We start from the raw sequence: 20,416 nt of genomic DNA on the forward strand, positions 1-20,416 counted from the left end.
TTTAAAAACGATTTATGCGAATGAAACTGATTTTAAAAATTGGTGCTTTAGTTTTGCCAATAGTAGCGCTATCCTACTGTTCAAAACCCCAGCAAGAACATGTAAACAGCAAACAGCCTGTCGACTATGTGAACCCGTACATGGGCAACATCAGCCACTTGCTGGTGCCCACCTTTCCGACCATCCATCTGCCAAACAGCCTGCTTCGGGTTTATCCCGAACGAAGGGATTATACTGAGGTTGAACTGAACGGTCTTCCGCTGGTGGTGACCAGCCACCGCGGCAGTTCAGCTTTCAACTTAAGTCCTTTCCAAGGTGAAGGAAACGAACTGAGACCAATCATTTCATACAGTTATGACCAGGAAAAACTGACCCCCTATTCCTATTCAGTTTATTTGGATGAGCAGGACATCCAAGTTGATTTTGCTTTGTCGCATCAATCGGCAGCTTATGAAATTCAATTTGAAAAAGAAGCCCCGGTTTACCTGATATTGAATTCCCGGAACGGCGCGATGGCCTGGGACGGGAAAGCCATCAGCGGTTACCAGTTGATCGAAAACAACACGAAAGTGTATTTATACATGGTGCCGGAAGATTTACCCCAGAAGGTTTCCACGCTCAAAGGAGGCAATTTGGCAGAAGCGGCCAATGCCGAAGGACGCGATGCCTGCCTAGTTTTGAATTACCCACAGGAAACCGGGAAAGTCAGCTTGCGTTATGGCATTTCATTTATTGATGAAAAACAGGCCAAAGCCAACCTGGAACGCGAAGTGGCGGGCAAAACGGTAGCTGACTTGCAGGCATCTGGACGCGAAACCTGGAACAAGGCTTTGGGGAAAATCAGCATCGGGGGTGGAACCGACGATCAGCAAACTGTATTTTACACATCGCTTTACCGCTGCTACGAGCGCCCAGTTTGTATCTCGGAAGACGGCCGCTACTACAGCGCTTTCGACGGACAGGTTCACAACGACAACGGCCGCCCGTTTTACACCGACGACTGGATCTGGGATTCTTATCGGGCCCACCATCCGCTGCGCATTTTAATTGATCCTCAAACAGAAGAAGACATCCTGCATTCATTTGTACTGATGGCCGGCCAGATGGAAAACAACTGGTGGCCCACTTTCCCTGAAATCACAGGTGACAGCCGCCGGATGAACTCCAACCATGGCGTGGCTTCGGTGATTGATGCCTGGCGGAAAGGCCTGCGTGGTTTTGATCTGGAAAAAGCTTATCAGGCCTGTAAGGGCGCCATTATGGAAAAAACACTGGCACCGTGGTCGGGGAAACCTGCCGGAGAGCTTGATGCTTTTTACAAAGAACATGGCTATATCCCGGCACTCCGTGAAGGCGAAGAGGAAACCATTCCCGAAGTACATCCGTTCGAACGCCGCCAGCCCGTTGCCGTTACTTTGGGAACCGCATACGACCAATGGTGTTTGGCCCAAATCGCCGAAGAGCTTGGGAAAACCGAAGAAGCGCAATATTTTGACAAAGCTTCGTTAAACTACCAGAACCTGTTCAATCCCGAAACCAAATTCTTTCATCCCAAAGACAGTAACGGGAAGTTTATAGAACCTTTTGATTACCGCTTTTCCGGCGGAATGGGAGCCCGCGGGTTCTATGGCGAAAACAATGCCTGGATTTATCGCTGGGACGTTCAGCACAACATTCCGGATTTGATCAACTTAATGGGGGGAAAAGAAGAGTTTGTCAAAAACCTGGACGCCATGTTCACCGAGCCGCTGGGAAGGGGAAAATATGCTTTTTACGCCCAGTTGCCCGACCACACCGGCAATGTCGGCCAGTTTTCGATGGCCAATGAACCGTCGCTGCACATCCCATATTTGTACAATTATGCGGGTCAACCGTGGAAAACGCAGAAACGCCTGCGCAAGCTGCTCGATGAGTGGTTCCGCAACGACCTGATGGGCGTTCCGGGTGATGAAGACGGTGGAGGCATATCGTCTTTCGTCGTGTTCTCGGCAATGGGGTTTTACCCCGTTACACCCGGAAACCCGGAATATTCTATCGGCAGTCCCTTATTTGAAAAGATTTCTGTTGATCTTGGAAACGGTAAAACCTTCGAAATAGAAGCCAAAAATGCTTCGCCTGAAAACAAGTACATCCAGTCGGCGACACTAACTGGTCAAACACTGAATCAACCCTCTATTTCACATGAAGCGGTTGCCGCCGGCGGCAAGCTGGTGCTGGAGATGGGGCCAAAAGCAAATAAGGATTGGGGGATCAAGCATGTACATAAGGAATGAGAAAATACAAATTTAGTTTGTGTGATTAGCAGTGAAACTAAACTGGTGAAAATTGCTGCAACTATTGCGATTCGTAGAAGAAGCAAATTTTAGTAATAACAGTTTAATTCATAGCCATGGAAACATATTGTCAGATTGCTACTGACCTTGAGAATGATTTATCCGGATTAGGTGAAATCTCGGATAAATTCCCGGAGCAAATAGAGTATGCTACCGGTCGTTGTAAACTGGCACTGGATCATCTGCATGAGCTGGTGCTAAAAAAGGGATTTCCTGATAAGAAATCGGAAATTCTGTTTTTTAAGAAAATAAAACCATCGGTCTGCAGCAAGCTTATTTACTATCAGGCTGTTTTCGGTCTGGAAAGTATTCGTATGGAGCTTGACACCAAAAGCGCCAGAAAATATTTTAGACGGGAGCAAAAAAGGATTCTGAAGTACATGAAAGATCACAAGTTGAAAGTCCAGTACTACCGTTGCGGTCACCGTCATCTTGATGAAAAATATTTCCTGCGGGATAATAAAGAAATTCCTCTGGAAGTGAAGGATAGTCACTCACTGATGGACGAGGACTTCTTTTCCTGGCATGACCACACGTTTTCCACCATCATGGCGAACGAAATGCTCCTTGAATACATCAAAAACGAAATGAAAAAACTGGACCATTCTCAGGGAGATAATTTGCCCCAATCGAACCTCAAATGGACTGGAAACAAAATAGACGTACAGGAACTCCTCTATGCCATCTATTTTGATGGCTCTGTTAATGATGGCAAAGCCACTATCAAAGAATTGGCTGAAGCCTTCGAGTGGATGTTTAACATTGAGCTACAGGAGCATATTTATGGAACTCCGGAGCAATTAGTTAAGAGATCTGATCCCGTCAAGTACCTCACTCACTTGATGACTATACTGAAACGAAGAATATACAATAAGCTTCGATGACCGACTAAAAGATTATTTGAATCCGTAATACCATTAACCCAATTTAAGGATGTTTACTATCTTTGCGAAAGATAAGACCGATAGAATCTCATCTGGGTAAGAGATCCGGATGAACTGACAATATAGAAAGCGTTGGCTTTTTATTCGTGATTCCTAAAACCGCCAGTTTTAATTTAAGTCACAGGAATAAAGAGTCCGATGTCTGCGCCTTTGGCGTGGCTCGGATTTGACTGTGACTAGGACCCTGGCGGTTCCGTGGAAGCACCAAGTCCGCGGTCACGCCTCTTTTTTATTCGAATTCTGATAGCTTACCATCATAAAAACAACTACCATGTCAACAATTGATACTTCAAAAATCCGCCAGAATGCCGATTTGGTCAATCCCATGTCTAAATGCCCGTTTGGAGAACCAGTTGCTGATTGCCCTTTTATCCCCTACTATGAGATGAAAAATGAACGAAAGCAAGTGGCACAAATCGAAGCAATCCCACAAAAGAAACTGGATGAAATGCGCCAATTTCACAGGGGATGTATGCGGGAATTAATGAAAAGCCGGAAAGCCAATTTCCTATAATCTGGATCCACACTTGCTATTTGGTTTAACCATATAAAACCCAACCTCAGTTTATATAGGTAATAGTTTTGTTTGAATCGTTGCAATTTTGAAGCAATTTCAAAATCAACCATTCAAAATTAAATTGTTATGCCTGCAGAAATTGTTACAACTGACGATCTCCGGGAATTCAAAGTCGAACTGCTCCGGGAATTCAAAAGATTGCTAAAGGAACATCACGGAGAACCTTCCAAACGATGGCTCAAATCCTATGAAGTTAAGGAGCTTCTCGGCGTTTCATCCGGTAAACTTCAACAGATGCGTGTCAATGGAAACCTGCCTTTCACCAAGATAGGGGGAATGATCTTCTATGATTACGCAGATATACGCAAAATGCTGGAAGAGAACCAAACGAAGAATCATTCCTCTTTCAGTTCTTTCAGATGAACTACATTAAACACCTGAACGGTTTTTTCGAACGGGTTTCGGGCGACGGGAGATTGACTGCATATCACATCAGTTTGTATTTAGCCGTTTTCCAACTCTGGAACCTGAACCGCTTTGCCGGAAAGTTTCCCATCAACCGTACCGAACTGATGATACTATCCAGAATCGGATCTGTGAACACTTACGCCAAATGCATCAAAGAACTTGATCGATGGAGGTACATCAGGTATTTCCCAGCAGCCAACCGGCACTGTGGAAGTGAAGTTAGCTGTATCAGATTTGATACAGGAGGCAATACCGGTAGTGGTACTGGTAATGATACTGCAAGTGATACCGGAGGTGATACACATATTAAAAGAATAAACAGAAAAACAGGAAACAAGTCACCCGATCAAATTTTTCAAAATGGGGAAAGAAGAAAAATTAACGGGCTTAACCACTACCACGTCAACAATGACAAGGATTATTCAGAGCCCCTTTGACGAAGTGGCTGAATTCAAAGATGGATTGTTCCATTTCAATTTTCAGTTGAGCCTGAAGTGGATGGAAAAACAGGGAAGAATCCTGTTTGGGGATCATTTTCGCATTTACCCGGAGGATCATGTGCTGATCTACAAATTGCTGGTCTATGCCATTAACGACCAAGAAAGTTGTACCAAATCCGGGCTGAGTCTTCGGAAGGGAATCCTTCTGATCGGTCCCGTCGGGGCGGGAAAATCCCAGTTGATGAGCCTGGTCAACTACTTTTTTCCGCCGGAAAAGCAGTACCGAATCAAAGCGGCCCGGGAGATCAGTTTTGAGCTGGAAAAGGACGGCTATTCAGTGTTTAACCGCTACAGTAAAGGTTCGGTTCGAAACCTGAATGGAAGAATAATTCCTCAGGTATGGTGTTTCGACGATCTGGGCGTGGACAACATTCAAAAGTATTTCGGCACGCAGTGCAATGTAATGGCCGAGATCCTTCTTAACCGCTACGATCAGTTTGTTTCCCGTGGTGTGCTGACCCATGCCACTACCAATCTTTCTGCCCCGGAACTGGAAGAACGGTACGGCAACCGGATACGCTCAAGGATGAGGGAAATGTTTAACCTGGTGGCTTTTGACAAGGATGCCAAAGACAAACGCTGTTGACATGATTTTGTAGGTGACCCTGCGGCCTGTTCGCGCCGTTGGCTCCGCCACGGCGCTCACAAGCCTCGGTTAAAATGAAAGACGCCTGCTTCGTTTCCGCGGACGGCACCAGGCCAGGGGCCTGACTAACCGTCCGCTATCCCTTCGCAGGCAACTTTCCGGTTTGATTAGGTTTGATTCTATATTTTTCGGTTTATGGTGGTGTTTTTACAGGTTATCCCTGTGCCCCGGCACCATCGCTCCGCCTCGCTCAATCGCTTCCTTGATCCGTACGCTACCGCGCACGAAACCAGTCGCTTTTTCACTCACCGTCGCTCCGAAGCCGGGTTGCACCGCACGGCAAGAGTCGCCCCGTTTGTTTCGCTTCGCTTCACGCCCGGGCGACACTTGCCTGAGCCCGCCCACACCCAAAAATTTCAGCTTGAGATTATTTCCGTCAAAAATCAAAAAAGAAAACCAATTTAGCCGGTCTCCGCACATTCCAACCCAAAGTTAAAATGCAAGGCCAAGGCAAGTGGCCCCATTAATAGCCAAAGATGATTATTAGAAAAATATCAGTTTGGGTCCAGCCTTGCATTTTTGCCCCGACCAGCTTCCAAATGGTTTTTCTTTTCTTTTTTGCCTGTTTTTTCTTTTGTTTTTTGAAAAAAATCTCCCTGTTCAAATGACATCAAATCGTATCAACCCGAACTCTCCATAGACCCTTCAGAAAGCGTCACTTGCCAAACCGAAACAACTCAAATCAAACGACATCTCAATCAATCTATTTTACTAAACCATATAATCATGTACCTCAGTTTATATGGGGTCTTTTTTCATATCCGCTGGTGCAACTTTGCATTGATGGCCACGGGGACAGATCGTTTTTTAAGTCCTTGGCTCTAGACAAATCAACATTAATCTCAAAGCGAACTGCGTATGTTTGGACTCGATCAAATCAGTTGGGGACAGTTTATCCGGGCGATCCTGCTTCTCCTTACCCTGTGGTACTTCTCCCTTTTTATGCTGTTTTTATTCAACAAAAAGAGAGCAAGTCAAAAAACCTTATTTGAAGATGACTTCGCCGGATATATCCAGCCGGATGAGCTGCAAGCAGTGGGTGTCTTCTCCCGGGACTTGCCTTCAGAGATGGTTCCCCTGATCCCTTTTGGGGCTGTTGTTTTGCCCGTTTCCTTCTATGAAGAAATTGGTGTGGACGACGGCTACAGTCTTGACCGGCTTCAGAATTCCAAGAATCCTATTCCGAAATCAGTAATGGAACAAATCCAGTTTCAACAATAATCCTTCAATTTTTAAAAGCTATGAAAACAAAAGTTCAACGATTCTTTTCAAAAGCAGCCGCGATTGCTGCTCTAATCTTCTTGTGGGTTTCACGGGCTTTAGCCCAGAGTTCTGCCGGTATTGACCAGGCCACCGCCGAGGTCAGTTCCTACGTGGATCCGGTCTCCAACCTGATCATTGCCATCGGCGCTGTGGTCGGGCTGATTGGTGGCGTCCGGGTGTACATTAAGTGGCAGAGCGGCGACCAGGATACCCAAAAAGCCATTATGGGTTGGTTCGGTGCCTGCCTGTTTCTGATCCTGGTTGGTGTGGTCATCAAAGCCTTTTTTGCCTGATGGAAACTTACAAATTGCAAAAGGTCGATACCAAACTGTATATCAAAGGGCTTTCCGGCCCTTTGGTTTTCCAGGCACTTTACGGAATACTGGCTGCTTTCCTGCTCTTTGTGGGCTTGTATATTCTCATCGGCACCTTTGCGGCCGTGATCATTTGTGTCCCATCCTTTTTTGCCTGGCTCTACCGGGTCAGCCAAATCCAGAAAAAGTACGGACCGGCAGGTTGGAATAAAAAGCAGACAGCCAAAAAACTACCGCAGTTTATCCGGATCAAGAGACGCATCCATCAAAATCAACAGCGATGATAAAACCAATGAATGTGAAACCAATCGAACATGCCCTGCCGGTACTGGGCTTTAATGGCGACCTGATGGTCTCCAACAACCTGGACATGGGCTTCGGGCTGAAACTCCACCTTCCGGAATTGCTTTCCTGCAGTCGCGAACAGCTTTACTTGTTGCACGATACCTTCCAGCGGGCTGTGAACCTGCTGCCGGTAAACACGTTGATGCACAAGCAGGATTTCTTTTTTGTGGAGCATTTTTTTGAAAGAGGCCGGAATAGAAAGCAAGAAGTTTCAAGCCTTAATGATTGTTATTTGAAGCACTTTGAAGGCAGGCCTTACCTGAAACATGAATGCTACCTGTATGTCAGTTTGCTGAATACCGGGCTGTTGAAAAACTACCTGGGTTCAGCGCTTATCTTTTCAAAAAAGGCAAAACAACACGAAGCCCGGCTGACCGAAAAGCTGAAAGAGGTACAGGCCAACCTGACTGGTCTTTTTACCCAAAGCGGGATTGTCTGCGAAGCGGTTAGCCAGGCCGAAGCCATTGGTGATGAAGACTCGCCCGGACTAATCGAGCGCTACCTGACATTGAACTTCCATAAAGACCGACCGGTGCTGGGCGGGATTGATTTTCGGGACCGGCTCCGGGTCATGGACCAGTTTGTGGAGATCCTGAGTTTAAGCGATTATTCGCATATGCCGTCTGAACTGAAACCAGCTGGTGTTCATCCCACAACAGGCCTTCCGGCATCAATGGTTTACCCGGTTACTTACAACTTGCCGTTCTCTCACGTGACCAACCAGTTTATTTATGTGCCGGACCAGCAGCAGGTCAAGACTTTTTTGGAAGGCAGCTACAAACGGATCTACAGCCTCTCCAGGTTTTCTTCGGAGAACAAGGTTAACGCCGGTTTGATCGATGAGTTTTTGGATACGGTACAGACCGCCGGTGAAAAGATCGTCAAAACGCATTTTAACGTGATGCTCTTTGATGAGTCGATTGCGCAGCTTAAACAATACAAAAGCGAGGCGGCTTCAGCTTTTTCCCTGATGAATTGTTTTCCATACCAACATTCGTTTGACCTGCCGCTGTTGTTCTTTGCCTGCGTACCGTTTTCAACGCAGCTTCCCGAATCAGAATTGTTTATCACCCAGGTACCACAGGCCTGCTGCCTGACCAATTTTGAAGGATCGATCCGGAACTCAAAATCGGATTTTACGATCCACCTTTCCAACCGTTTGGAAGGTTGCCCGGTTAGGATTGACATTTCTGATGAGCCAATGAAAAAGCACCTGATCCATAACCGGAATAAACTGGTGATCGGTGGATCTGGATCCGGGAAATCGTTTTTCACCAACCACCTCTTACGGCAATACGCCGAAAGTGAAAACTGCCACATCGTTTTGCTGGATGTTGGCCGGAGTTATGAACTGCTGGCCTGGTACCTGGAAGAACGGCTGAAAGACCAGGGCGGGGCGATGATGGTGGAGTTTACAACCGAAAATCCGATCTCCTTTAACCCGTTTGTATTGACCGGCGAACCCGATGTGGAAAAAAGGCAAACCATCCTGTCCGTGATTTACACCATTTACAAGGAGAACCTCTCGGAGATGGAAAAGGATGTGATTGCCCATTCCCTGCGGGAGTTTTTCAAAACAGACGGACCGGAACGGTCTTTTAACGGCTACTATGAATTCTCCTGCGAGTTCATTCCGGCTTTGGTTAAAGAGCAATCCCTGGATTTTAATTGCGCCGAGTTCCTTTTTATCCTCTCAAAATACTATCGGGGCGGAGAATACGACTACTTGCTGAACCGCCAGATGGATACGGACGAATTTTTTCGCTGCCCGTTTATAGTATTCGAATTGGATCAAATAAAAGATCATCCAATCATTTTCCCGGTTGCCACGCTGATTATCATGGATATTTTCCTCCAAAAAATGCGAAAGCTAAAAGGCGTGCGAAAACTCCTGGTCATTGAAGAAGCCTGGAAGGCCATTGCCACGCCGCAGATGGCCTCCTACCTGAAATACTATTTTAAAACGATCCGTAAGTTTTTTGGCGAAGCGATAGTGGTTACCCAGGAGGTGGATGATGTGATCTCCTCACCGGTGATCCGGGATGCCATTATCAACAATGCCGATACCAGGATATTGCTTGACATGGGCAAGTTCAAAAACAAGTTTGAACAGATCAGCCAGAGCCTTGGCCTTTCTGAATTTCAAAAAGAGCAGATCCTGTCCATCAACAAAAACCTCCCATCGGACCGGAAACTGAAAGAGGTTTTTATCAGTTTGGGAAGCTATTCCCGGGTGTTCGCCCTGGAAACGAGCCGGGCCGAGTATTTCTGCTACACGTCCGAACAGCGGGAAAAAGATCGAATCCAATTTTGGATGGAATACGGAGGCAAAAATGTATTGGAAGCCCTCAAAACCATGTAATCATTTATTCAAACAATCAAAAAACAAAACAATGAAAACAAAAATCAGAAAAACAGTGCTGTTGCTACTTTTTGTGCTAACGCAGACAGCCATTTTTCAAAAGCCAGGCTTTTGCCAAACCCCGGTGACCGATGTGGGAGCCGGTATTCAACGGGAAGCCCTTTGGACGCAAGAAAAGGACATTCTTTCCAAGATCAACTGGTATAATATTTTGATTAAAGCCCTGAACGGTGATATTAAAGGACTGACCGGGGAGCTACTCGGTATCGACCAGAAAATGCTGGAAAGCCTGGAAAAGGTCAGTGGCCTGATCAAAGACTATAAACGGGTTCAACAGACACGTGACCTGCTTTCAAAAATCATGGAGATTTATACCGAAAAAGTCCCCAAGCTGGTACAGGATGAAAACTTTACCGCGCAGCAGGCGGCTGTGATTGTCCAGTCTTTTGACCTGATCCTGGATGACAGTCGCCAGCTCACCAATACGGTATTGAATACCATTCTGAAAGACAACCTTTTCCTGATGGATGACAAACAGCGGTACGATACCATCAATGGGGTTTATGAAGATGTACGCCGCCATTACGGGACGATCTGCTATCTCTACAACAAACTGCTTTACGCTTCTTACCTGAAAAGCCAACAGGACGGAAGCCTGGAAAGCTTTGCCCTGTATTACAGCCTGTATCACTAGCGAGTTTAGAGTTTTTGAATTTTAAAACACCATTAAAACAGATCATTATGAAACTTATATTGCCCTTACTTGGAATGACCATGAGTGTAATGCTTGCTACTGCCGTACTCCCTAAAAAGGCTAACGCCCAGCTACTGAATGTCAAACCCTGGCACGGGTATTACCCGGAAATGAATGACGATTACCCGTTAAGCTTTATTGCTTTTAAAGGCTGGCTGCTTCCGGTACCGCATGTTTTCGTGCGAACCTGGCCTACCCATTATTATGTCGAGCTTGGGGCATTGCCTGTTTCGGACGCGACCGAATATGCCGGACAGACCAAAACCGGTCTTTTACGGATCGCTGCCAAACTGCTGGAGCGATCGCAGATAAAAGGACGGCACGATGAAACCAGCCAGATCAAAGACAACACGCAGCTTCAAAAGGTGATTGAAGAAAGACTTTTCAATGCCCGCAAGGATGAACTGCCGGATATTTACGGACTGGCGGGACAGTTTATTCGCCTTTACCAGAAGATCGGAAACTTTGACCGGCTGGAAAACTCATCCAAAGTGAAACATATCCTGCGGGATGAAGCAGATGACCTGTTGATGCGTTTTTTAATGGTCAACCTTTTGGAGAGCGATCACGGGGCTAAGCTGGAATCTTTTGCCGGCATTCAATCGGAATTAAATCAACTGGTTGGTGAAACAGACTATACCTACCGAAAACTCTGTCACCTGAATGTTTTTGGTAATCCGACAACCGGCAGTTATGCCTTTTTAACCCGCTGATTATGCTGTTACAAGTGATTACAACTGACGGTTTTTTTGCCTTTACCGATACCATGGTTCAGGCAGGAATTGATAATGCCGGGATGCTGGTTGATATGGCCCGGGCAATAGGAGGCATTGCCGCTTTTTTCTACATTTCCAAGCGAATTTATGAGCAACTGATTGCCGATAACCCGGTTTTCCTGTTGCCGCTGCTTCGTCCGTTTGCTTTGGTGCTGGTGATTACCTTCTGGGGACCATTTATTAATTTACTGATGGTTCCCACCAAAGGATTGACCCACCTTTCCGAATCAATCTATGCCAACAAAAAACACCTGGTGGTGGAAAAGCTGGAAGAAAAGCGGGATGCTATTCTGCTTGTGGATATGCCACTGTTCTACGAAAATGAGGAAAAAGAAGCTGCCCTGTGGGACAAAGGGATCAACCTGCTATTGACGACCTACAACATCATATCAGGCAGGGCTTTGCAACACCAAATTAACCTGTACATCATGGACGCCGTCAGGCAATTGCTCGAATCGTTGTTTGAGGTACTGGTTTATCTGATCGCTTTTCTTCGGACGGTGTTCTGTGTGCTACTGGTGGTTTTCGGGCCGCTGGTTTTTGCCCTGTCCATTTTTGACGGCTTTCAGGAAAATTACCTGGGCTGGATTGCCCGGTTTGTCAATGTGAACCTCTACCTGCCCATTGCCCTGATTATCCTTTCACTGGTTCAGGAAGTGCTGATCTATGTGCTGGATCAGGAAATTGCCCTGATCCATTCGATGCTGTTCTACCAGCCTTCGCTGTTTTTTGTCTCCAACCTGGTGGTGCCGGTTTGCGGGATTATCGGCTTGGCCATGGTGCCGAAAATTGCTTCGTGGATCGTGCAGGCATCCGGGACCGGTTCCGGAGGAGGAAGATTGGTCAGGACAGCAGCCATTATGGCGGCAACCAAAGGGGCTATGAAATGACAAAACGAAAATTTTCAATAATGAATAATCAATATCCAATTAAGACCCAACAATGAAAAAGATCTTTGATATTCAGCGGAAGTTTCGCTTTACCGTTTATGTGCTTTTGGCCGTCAGCATTGGGTTAGTTGGGCTAAGTGGCTACGTGTTTACCCTGTCGATGAAACTGTCCGATCAGTCCCGGCAAAAGATCTATGTTCTGGATAATGGCAAATCTTTGCTGGTCGCTCTTCGGGAAGATATTACTGAAAACCGGGATGCGGAAGCGCGTGATCACGTGAAACGGTTTCATGAGCTGTTTTTTACCCTGGAACCGGACAAGCAGTACATCGAAAATAATGTACGGGAAGCACTCTACCTGGCTGATCGTACGGCGATGGAACAATACCAGTCGTTCAAGGAGAACAATGTCTATAACCAGGTGATTGCCTCAGACATTAGCATGACAGTGATGACCGACTCCATCAAGCTGGATTTTTCATCCTATCCCTACCGGTTTCAGTATTTCGGGAAGCAGAAGATTGTCCGCACTTCGAACATTACGATCCGCAACCTGCAAACCACGGGACAGCTTCGCAACATCTCCCGCACCGATCACAACCCACATGGATTTTTGATCGAAGGCTGGCGGATTACAGATAACACCGACCTGGAAACGATCAAACGAAAATCATTTTAACCCTCGATTGAAAAGCCATGAAAAATACAAACACCAATAAAGTGAAATCGCCACAGTTTAAAGATGTCAGCCGGTACACGCGGTGGATTAACCGGATGGATGAAATGGATCAGAACCTGAGTCCGGTCAAACGAAAAACCAAGTGGCTGTTTTTCTTAGGATTCCTGTTTCTATCCTTTGCGTTGTCTTTTATCCTGTTTCCGGATGCGAAGTTCAATCATGAAAAATTGAACAGTCCGGCATTAAGTGCGAAGCAACCAGTACAGGAAAAGCCGATTCTCTCTCCCTTTGAAATGCCCACAGACTCTTTTGAAAACCTTTTAAAACGCCGAGTTCATGAAGACAAACTACACGTTCCTGAAAAAGAATAAGGCTCAGCTGATATTGCCACTGGCTTTACTTCCCTTTGTGGTGCTGATCTTTTACATCCTGGGTGGGGGCAAAAATGCCGGGCAGGAAACATCCGAAAAAATGAAGCCAGGTAAAAAGAATGGGGCCAATTATGAGCTGCCTGAAGCGGAGAAGTCCATCGAAATCTTTGATAAGATGGAAGCTTACCAAAACAGTCAAGGCCGGGTTGTTTCCATGCAAGACTATCATGTTATGGGAGGTCATCCGGCCAAAAATACCGATGTGAATATCACAACTTCTGAAGACTCTGCAACAGTTTTGGAAAACTTTAAAGCGAACGAAGTTAACGCCAATGTTTCCAATAATCTTTTGGCGCATATCAAAGACAAGGAGGCGCAGGTTCGAAAAGAGATGGAGGGAAATAACCTGGATAGCCCAAGGCGTCAAAACGTCTCTGCAACGAAACCTGTTATCAGGCCAACGACTCAGCGGCCGGATGCTTTACAGAAAACCGGGATTGAAGAACTGGATCAGGTGTTTGATGAAAATATCGCCCTAAGCCGTCAGAACGATTCGCTGGGTTATTACCTGAAACAGGCTAACCAGAAACTACAAGAACTGGAAGCTAAAAAGTCAGCCAGCTTTAACCTGGATAAAAAGCATTCGCCAAGTTTTGACGGGACAACGTCAGCCAGTCCGTTGATCAGGGCTGAAGTGTACGAAACCACCACCGTTCTGGATGGCAACCGGGTAAAAATGCGCTTGCTGGAAGACTGCCGGGTAAACGAAAAAACCGTTCCCCAAAACACATTCATTTATGGTGTTTGCCAGATCAAAAACGAACGGTTGCATATTCGGGTAAGCCAGTTGCCAACAGATAAAGATTTTTTGCCGGTTGATCTAATGATTCATGACCTGGATGGTCTCGCTGGATTGTATGTCCCGGACAATGCAGCCCGGAAAGTAGCCAAAGAGGTCGGAAGCTCAACCAATACTTCTTCTTTGTTTGGTGTCACGGCTGATCCGCTGACCTATGCCGGAGTTCGGGCAGCCGACCGGACTGCCCAATCCCTGTTTAAAATGGTTCGCCTGAAAAAGGTGACCATCAAGAAGAACACCCTTGTCTATCTAATCAATCAAAAGTAATAGCTATGAAAAACTTTTTAATTCTTATTCCGATATTGATCCTTCACCTGACATTAACTGCCCAGAACAAGCTTTCTGTCAGCGACTGCAAAGCCACGCACCTGGTTTGTCCGGATAAGGTCTCGTACTTGCAGGTTGGTGATCCGTCACTTATTCTAGCCGAAGTCGTTCCGGAGCTTCCAGACCTTATCCGTATCAAAGCTACCGGATTGTTTGAAAAAGAATCTTCCCTGACGGTTGTTTGTGCCGGCCGGATTTACTCCTTGATCCTGCATTTTCAGGATTCAGAAGAAATTACCTACCATCTGAAATCTTTCCATTCTGAAAAAGCAGGCGGGCCATCTTCCGCCCTGATGCCTGATTACGTGATGAAAGAATTATGCGAACAGATCCTGTTGAAACGAAAAAGCCTGGTGCGTGGCGTCAAGCAGAAGAAAGACGGGATCAAGGTTCAGCTCAAGACGATCACCCAGAAAAACGGCTTCCTGTTTTTTGAAGTTCGGATTACCAATAAAACCAACCTGGCCTACCGGGTAGAAAGCTTTCACTGGTGGATTGATGATAAGCGGCAGTTCAAAGCCACCAACACCCAGGAGTACCAGATAGAGCCAAGCTACCGGCACCACGAAATCAAAGTTATCCCCGGTTACACGAGTGTTCGGGAAGTGTTTGTACTGCCCAACCTGGTTTTACCTAACAAACGTGTCCTCCGCCTGGAGATGATTGAAAAAGCACTGGGGAATACGGGTCGCAGGCTGACTTTGGAGATCGGGAACAAGGATATTCTAAAAGCCAAAGAATTAATCTCAAACTAAATAAAGACAGGATGAGTTACGAACGACAGGACTTGGTTCGATTGCATGAAAGCTTCCGGTTTATCAGCTACTTGTTGCTAATCGCTTCGCTGTACCTAAGTCGGATCGACTTCTTTGGTGTTCAGGGTTGGTATATTCCCGAGTTTGAGGGCTTGTTTCAAAAGTTGGGCCAACTGGACTTTCTTTCTGATATCTACGTCTCGAAAACCTTTTGCCTGTTGTTTCTGATAATCACCTGCGTGGGCACCAAAGCGCACAAAGACCGGGAGCTGAAGGTTTCCAATATTGTGGTTCAGGTAATTGTCGGACTCACCCTTTACTGGGGAAGTTTGCTCCTGCTGGACCGTTATGATCTGGCATACGTGGGTTCAACATTTATTGGTTTTGTCGTCCTGAATATCGGCTTTGACAATGTCTCCAAGCTGATCACGGTCAATTTGATGAAAGACCGCTTTAACCAGGAAAACGAAAACTTCCCGCAGGAAGAAATTCTCAAAACCAATGAATACGCCATTAACCTTCCAACCCGCTATATTCAAAAAGGGAAGGAGCATCAGGGCTGGATCAATCTTGTAAACCCTTTCCGGGGAACGATGGTCATCGGCACGCCCGGTTCCGGGAAGTCCTATTCGGTGGTTTTGCCCTTTATCAAGCAACACCTTCAGAAAGGTTTTTCCCTGTGCGTCTATGATTTTAAATACCCGGACTTGTCCTTGGTGGCTTACAATCACTTTCTATGGGCAAAGAAGAAAGGCAGCCTGACGGAAAACACCCGGTTTTATGTGATCAATTTTGATGATATCCGTAAGTCATTTCGTTGCAATCCGCTGGCCCCGGAGCTGATGGAAAGTCCGATTGATGCCTTTGAATCCTCCCGTACCGTGCTCTACAACCTGAACCGGGAATGGATCAAAAAGCAAGGGGAGTTCTTTTCGGAAAGCGCCGTGTCCTTTTTTGCAGCCGTGATTTGGTTTCTCAAAAAGTACAAAGGTGGAACATATTGTACCCTTCCTCATGCCATTGAACTTTTGCAACTGGACTATGACGATTTGTTTGAAGTACTCAGCCAGGAAAAGGATGTGGTTGGCATTATCAATCCTTTTGTCAGTGCCTACCATCGCAAGGCCAATGAACAGTTGGAAGGCCAACTGGGAAGCCTGAAAATCGCCATCTCCAAGATCATCAGCCGGGAGATCTATTGGATCTGCTCAGGCGATGATTTTTCACTGGACATTAATAACCCGAAAGCGCCTAAAATCGTTTGCCTGGCAAACAACCCGCTCCGCATTGAGATGTACGGGGCGGTGCTTTCCCTTTATATCACCCGGATGTTGAAGATCATCAACAGGAAAGGCCAGCACCCTTCATCGCTGATCTTTGATGAGCTGCCGACCATCTACTTCCGTGGCTTGGATACCCTGATTGCTACCGCCCGGGCCAACCGGATCTCCACTTTGCTGGGGATGCAGACCATTGACCAGTTGATCAGGGATTACGGAAAGGAACAGGCCAATGCCATCCTGACCAATATCGGGAATGTCTTTTCCGGGCAGGCAGCCGGGGAAACGGCCAAGTTCATGCAAAACCGGATGGGAAAGATACTGCAGGAACGCCAGGCCATCAACATTAACCGGAACACCCAGAGCACCACCATTTCTACCCAGATGGATTACCTGGTGCCCGAAGGAAAGATTGCCACTTTGCCTCAAGGCTATATGGTTGGCCAGCTCACGGATAATTACGGGGAACAGATTAGCCAGAAGAACTTCAATTGTCTGATCCATGTGGATACCAAAGAGATTGAAAAGGAAGAAAAGGGCTACCGGCCAATCCCGGATTTTTACAAATTCGATGATATGGCTGAAGTACTGGAACGAAACCGCCTGCGAATCCAAAACGATATCCGCAGGATTACCAATCAAACGGCTATCGACAGGGAGGAAGATGAGGGCAGTCACCAAAAACCAGAGCCGCAAAGGCCGGATCATCCAAGCCAACTGGTCAAGCCATTCACCATTGTCCACCGAAAGAATCCTAAAAACAAAAGCCATGAATAATAAGGGAGAAACAACCATCAAATTTAAGCCGTCCCAACTGCTGAACCTGCCAGCCTTTCTGTTGGGAATTCTGCTGATCCCCGGACTTTTCCTGTTGGATAAGCTGCTCAAATTGTACCTGCCGGTCGATTTTGTCCCGGATAAGTTTGAACCTTATATTCTGAACCTTCCGGTTTCTCTGGCGGTATTGTTCGCTGGTTACCTGGGATATTATATGCTGAAGATTTACTGTATCCGCTATGAAATCAGCTCAGAGGAACTCAGGCATTATTCCGGAATCCTGCACCAGAAACACGAATTTATAGAACACTACCGCATTAAGGATTTTGCCGTTGACAGGCCCTTGATATACCGGTTGTTTGGCCTGGGCAACCTGACCGTTTACACCTCTGATAAAACCACCCCCATCTTTAAAATGGAGGCAATCAAGAATCCAAGAAAAATATATAAAACCCTTCGCGGGCTGGTTGAACAGAACCGAAGGGAGAAACACGTTTTCGAAGTTGATTAACACTTAAAATTAAAAGTTATGGAACAACAAAACACACGAATGAACATGGCTGACATCCCGTTTGAGAAACTGGAGAAAGCCGGAATTGACCGAAACTTTGTGTCCCGCATGGAAAGCCGGGAACTAACTGATTTTCTGAATGGTTTTCGCTCAGATAAGCTTTATACCATTAATGCCAGGATCAACGACCAGGATTACAAAATCCCGGCAAAGATCCGCTTGCAACAGGGTGAAGATGGTAAAGTTGATGTCAAGGTCCATCCGATTCAGCGACTGTTTGTCCCCGATGAATACCTGGGGCATAAGTTTACCAAAGAGGAAAAGGGAGCACTGCTGAATGACAAGAACCTGGGCAAGACCATTGAGTTGACCAGTCGGGACGGTAAGAAAGATACCTATTACCTGAGCATCGACTCCAAAACCAACGAACTGATCCCGCTCAGGGCAAAACACATCCAGGTTCCGGAAAAGATCAAAGGCGTTACCTTGACGTCGGAACAAAAAGAAAAACTGGCAGCAGGACAAAAGGTGACCGTGGACGGCATGATGGGCAAGAACAATAAAAAGTTCGGAGCTACCCTACAGGTAAACGCCGCCGAACGGAACATCAGCTTCTCGAATTTTAAACAGGAGAAGATGCAAAAATCGGAAGACCTGAAACCGGAAAAAAGTAAAGGAGCCAAACCGAAAGTTGGCTAAAAAACCATCGGTTACTTGAAGTAAAAAGAGGGGGAAATTCAAACTAAAGTTTCCCTTTCTTTTTGACTGAAAAATCAGAGAAAAAAAGCAGGAAAATCAAGGGTAAATCTTAGCTCAAAGAGGCAGTATGTTTGTAATAGGCATGAGCCAGCCATTTGTTGTAACTTGTATATAGAGTGTTAACAAATTAAAATAGAGGCTTATGAAAGAACAAGTTAAAACAATCAGTTTTGAAGGACAAAATATCTATGTTGGTATTGATGTCCATTTGAAAAATTGGGTAGTAACAGTTATGTTGGATCATCTAACATACAAGACGTTTTCTCAAAATCCATGCGCAGTGGATTTAGCTAATTACCTCAAAAGGAACTTTCCGGGTGGAACTTATTACTCGGCCTATGAAGCAGGATTTTGTGGTTTTAGTGCCCATCGAGAATTAGAAGCCCATGGTATAACCAATATTGTTTTAAACCCTGCTGACATTCCAACAACAGATAAGGAGCGAAAGCAAAAGGAAGACCGGCGCGACAGTAGAAAAATAGCAAAGTCTTTATGCAATGGCGAAACCATTGGTATTTATGTTCCATCGGAATCAGCAATTGCTGTGCGGGACTTTGTTAGGTATAGGCGTACTTTGGTAAAGGAAATAACCAGAAACAAATGCCGGGTCAAATCCTTACTGTATTTCCATGGGATAAATATTCCATTGGAAATGGACAGTGCTTCAAAGTATTGGTCAGCAAAGTTTACCCAGTGGCTGAGAGAGCTTTCATTTCATTCCCCATATAGTGGGGAACTTCTGGTTCATTCGATTGATATTACAGAGCAGCTGAGATCAAAATTATTGAAAGTAACCCAGCAGCTAAGAGGAATTTTAAAGACAAGCCCGTATTCAGCAAAATTGAAATTGCTAACAAGTGTTCCAGGTATCGGTAAAATAACTGCAATAACGTTATTGTCTGAGATTGAAGATATCAACCGTTTTAAAAACCTGGATAAACTATGTTCCTATGTAGGTTTAATACCAACAATGAGCTCATCAGGAGAAAGAGATTCTACTGGGAGTATAACTTCCCGGTCAAATAACATTCTCCGAAGTATGTTGATTGAGTCTGCCTGGGTTGCAATTAAGCATGATCCCAGCCTTGCACTTGCCTTTAATAACTTGAGCAAAAGGATGAAAAAGAATGAAGCTATTGTCAGGATTGCGAAAAAGTTATTGTCTAGAATACAATATGTATTGAAAAATGATAAAGAATATGTCTGTAATGTTGTTTAGTCCCAAGTGTAGGTCAAATAACATCTCGAATCAGGAGACTGTAACAATCCCCTTGCGGTCCACTAGAATGGTATCCGTTTATTAAAGAGGCTACAGCTCTAACTATAACAAATTAAACACTGATATGCGGTTTGTTATCTGAATACAAATCCGTTGATAGAAGGATGTTTTTATAGACCTGTTTTAAAAATTGAAAGCCAAGTGAGTAACCGACGGCGATGTTTTATACCGAAGGTTTATTAAAAGTCTTACCGGGGATTTAACCCGGTAAGACTTTGCCAAGTTGAGTAAACCTTCAGGCTCAGTATTGCCCGAAAGTTAAAAGTCGGAAAATATAAATCTTTGGAAAAGAGGGGAAAATATTATTGAAAGATTTGGATTACAACATAGAAGGGGAGTGCAAGTTGTGTTTTTGTATGCACAAAAACCTTTTCACCTTGTCCCGACAATATCGGGAGGCTTTCCCCACCTGATAGCAGGTTGGTAAAAATACTCCCCTCTTTGAACAATAACAGAAGTAGGAAACAGCACATGCGGCCACATCTATCAGATAAGGAAAAGCGCAACGAAATGCTGATCATCCGGATCACCCGGGAAGAAAAGATCCGTTTAAAAAGCCTCACCAAACGGGGGAAGTTCGCCTGCATGAGTGATTACATCCGGTCGCGGATTTTTAAGCAGTCAGATCGAAAGGTGATTTCCCTGGATGAAAACGCCAATGACCAGTTAAAAAATCTGGACTATGAGCTAAATAAGATCGGGGTCAA

The 20,416-nt window shown here is 45.5% G+C and carries 22 protein-coding genes; 21 read left to right on the top strand and 1 reads right to left on the bottom strand.

Annotated features, from left to right (window positions below; translation table 11 throughout):
* Positions 1-20 precede the first annotated feature (20 nt).
* From NC99_RS10610 to NC99_RS10635, 5 genes are all read left to right on the top strand, one after another.
* Positions 21-2,273 carry a GH92 family glycosyl hydrolase gene (locus NC99_RS10610; protein WP_082326430.1) on the top strand — a complete coding sequence of 751 codons (2,253 nt, stop codon included), beginning with the start codon at positions 21-23 and terminating at the stop codon, positions 2,271-2,273.
* A 116-nt stretch (positions 2,274-2,389) separates the two neighbouring features.
* Complete coding sequence (locus tag NC99_RS10615; protein WP_053183457.1) at positions 2,390-3,217, top strand: RteC domain-containing protein; 828 nt, start codon at positions 2,390-2,392, stop codon at positions 3,215-3,217.
* Between the two features lie 331 nt (positions 3,218-3,548).
* The gene (locus NC99_RS10620) at positions 3,549-3,791 is read left to right on the top strand and encodes a hypothetical protein (RefSeq protein WP_157624775.1); all 243 of its coding nucleotides are present in this window, start codon (positions 3,549-3,551) and stop codon (positions 3,789-3,791) included.
* Positions 3,792-3,920: 129 nt separating this feature from the next.
* Positions 3,921-4,217: a helix-turn-helix domain-containing protein gene (locus NC99_RS10625; protein ID WP_053183461.1), complete on the top strand. Its 297-nt coding sequence runs from the start codon at positions 3,921-3,923 to the stop codon at positions 4,215-4,217.
* 405 nt (positions 4,218-4,622) lie between these two features.
* Positions 4,623-5,348, top strand: coding sequence for a P-loop NTPase family protein (locus NC99_RS10635; protein WP_204374967.1), 726 nt, complete (start codon positions 4,623-4,625; stop codon positions 5,346-5,348).
* Between the two features lie 207 nt (positions 5,349-5,555).
* On the opposite strand, the gene NC99_RS10640 is transcribed toward NC99_RS10635, so the two are convergent.
* Positions 5,556-5,828, bottom strand: coding sequence for a hypothetical protein (locus NC99_RS10640; RefSeq protein WP_053183464.1), 273 nt, complete (start codon positions 5,826-5,828; stop codon positions 5,556-5,558).
* A 438-nt stretch (positions 5,829-6,266) separates the two neighbouring features.
* On the opposite strand from NC99_RS10640, the gene NC99_RS10645 reads away from it, so the two are divergent.
* From NC99_RS10645 to NC99_RS10720, 16 genes are all read left to right on the top strand, one after another.
* The gene (locus NC99_RS10645; protein ID WP_157624777.1) at positions 6,267-6,629 is read left to right on the top strand and encodes a hypothetical protein; all 363 of its coding nucleotides are present in this window, start codon (positions 6,267-6,269) and stop codon (positions 6,627-6,629) included.
* Positions 6,630-6,649: 20 nt separating this feature from the next.
* On the top strand, positions 6,650-6,964 hold the full coding sequence (locus NC99_RS10650) for a DUF4134 domain-containing protein (RefSeq protein WP_053183468.1): 315 nt from the start codon (positions 6,650-6,652) through the stop codon (positions 6,962-6,964).
* Complete coding sequence (locus NC99_RS10655; RefSeq protein WP_053183470.1) at positions 6,964-7,269, top strand: DUF4133 domain-containing protein; 306 nt, start codon at positions 6,964-6,966, stop codon at positions 7,267-7,269. The genes NC99_RS10650 and NC99_RS10655 overlap by 1 nt, the downstream gene beginning before the upstream one ends.
* Positions 7,266-9,692, top strand: coding sequence for a TraG family conjugative transposon ATPase (locus tag NC99_RS10660; RefSeq protein WP_053183472.1), 2,427 nt, complete (start codon positions 7,266-7,268; stop codon positions 9,690-9,692). Before NC99_RS10655 ends, NC99_RS10660 begins: the two co-directional genes overlap by 4 nt.
* A gap of 31 nt (positions 9,693-9,723) precedes the next feature.
* Positions 9,724-10,386: a hypothetical protein gene (locus NC99_RS10665; protein WP_053183474.1), complete on the top strand. Its 663-nt coding sequence runs from the start codon at positions 9,724-9,726 to the stop codon at positions 10,384-10,386.
* Positions 10,387-10,433: 47 nt separating this feature from the next.
* Entirely contained in the window at positions 10,434-11,159 is a 726-nt protein-coding gene (locus NC99_RS10670; RefSeq protein WP_053183476.1) for a hypothetical protein, read from the top strand.
* Positions 11,160-11,161: 2 nt separating this feature from the next.
* Entirely contained in the window at positions 11,162-12,112 is a 951-nt protein-coding gene (locus NC99_RS10675; protein ID WP_053183478.1) for a hypothetical protein, read from the top strand.
* A 52-nt stretch (positions 12,113-12,164) separates the two neighbouring features.
* Positions 12,165-12,791: a conjugative transposon protein TraK gene (traK, locus tag NC99_RS10680; RefSeq protein ID WP_082326432.1), complete on the top strand. Its 627-nt coding sequence runs from the start codon at positions 12,165-12,167 to the stop codon at positions 12,789-12,791.
* A 17-nt stretch (positions 12,792-12,808) separates the two neighbouring features.
* The gene (locus NC99_RS10685; protein ID WP_053183480.1) at positions 12,809-13,162 is read left to right on the top strand and encodes a hypothetical protein; all 354 of its coding nucleotides are present in this window, start codon (positions 12,809-12,811) and stop codon (positions 13,160-13,162) included.
* Positions 13,128-14,288, top strand: coding sequence for a conjugative transposon protein TraM (traM, locus tag NC99_RS10690; RefSeq protein ID WP_053183482.1), 1,161 nt, complete (start codon positions 13,128-13,130; stop codon positions 14,286-14,288). Before NC99_RS10685 ends, traM begins: the two co-directional genes overlap by 35 nt.
* Before the next feature lie 5 nt (positions 14,289-14,293).
* Positions 14,294-15,103 carry a DUF4138 domain-containing protein gene (locus NC99_RS10695; protein WP_053183484.1) on the top strand — a complete coding sequence of 270 codons (810 nt, stop codon included), beginning with the start codon at positions 14,294-14,296 and terminating at the stop codon, positions 15,101-15,103.
* Positions 15,104-15,114: 11 nt separating this feature from the next.
* On the top strand, positions 15,115-17,160 hold the full coding sequence (locus NC99_RS10700; protein WP_053183486.1) for a YWFCY domain-containing protein: 2,046 nt from the start codon (positions 15,115-15,117) through the stop codon (positions 17,158-17,160).
* Positions 17,153-17,671, top strand: a complete 519-nt coding sequence (locus NC99_RS10705) for a PH domain-containing protein (RefSeq protein WP_053183488.1) — start codon at positions 17,153-17,155, stop codon at positions 17,669-17,671. Before NC99_RS10700 ends, NC99_RS10705 begins: the two co-directional genes overlap by 8 nt.
* An 18-nt stretch (positions 17,672-17,689) precedes the next feature.
* Positions 17,690-18,370 carry a DUF3945 domain-containing protein gene (locus NC99_RS10710; protein ID WP_053183490.1) on the top strand — a complete coding sequence of 227 codons (681 nt, stop codon included), beginning with the start codon at positions 17,690-17,692 and terminating at the stop codon, positions 18,368-18,370.
* A 202-nt stretch (positions 18,371-18,572) separates the two neighbouring features.
* Positions 18,573-19,649: an IS110 family RNA-guided transposase gene (locus tag NC99_RS10715; RefSeq protein ID WP_053183492.1), complete on the top strand. Its 1,077-nt coding sequence runs from the start codon at positions 18,573-18,575 to the stop codon at positions 19,647-19,649.
* A gap of 501 nt (positions 19,650-20,150) precedes the next feature.
* The coding region (locus tag NC99_RS10720) for a plasmid mobilization protein (protein WP_157624779.1) at positions 20,151-20,416 on the top strand (266 nt) is incomplete at its 3' end.

It is taken from the genome of Sunxiuqinia dokdonensis, assembly GCF_001270965.1.
GTDB lineage: Bacteria > Bacteroidota > Bacteroidia > Bacteroidales > Prolixibacteraceae > Sunxiuqinia > Sunxiuqinia dokdonensis.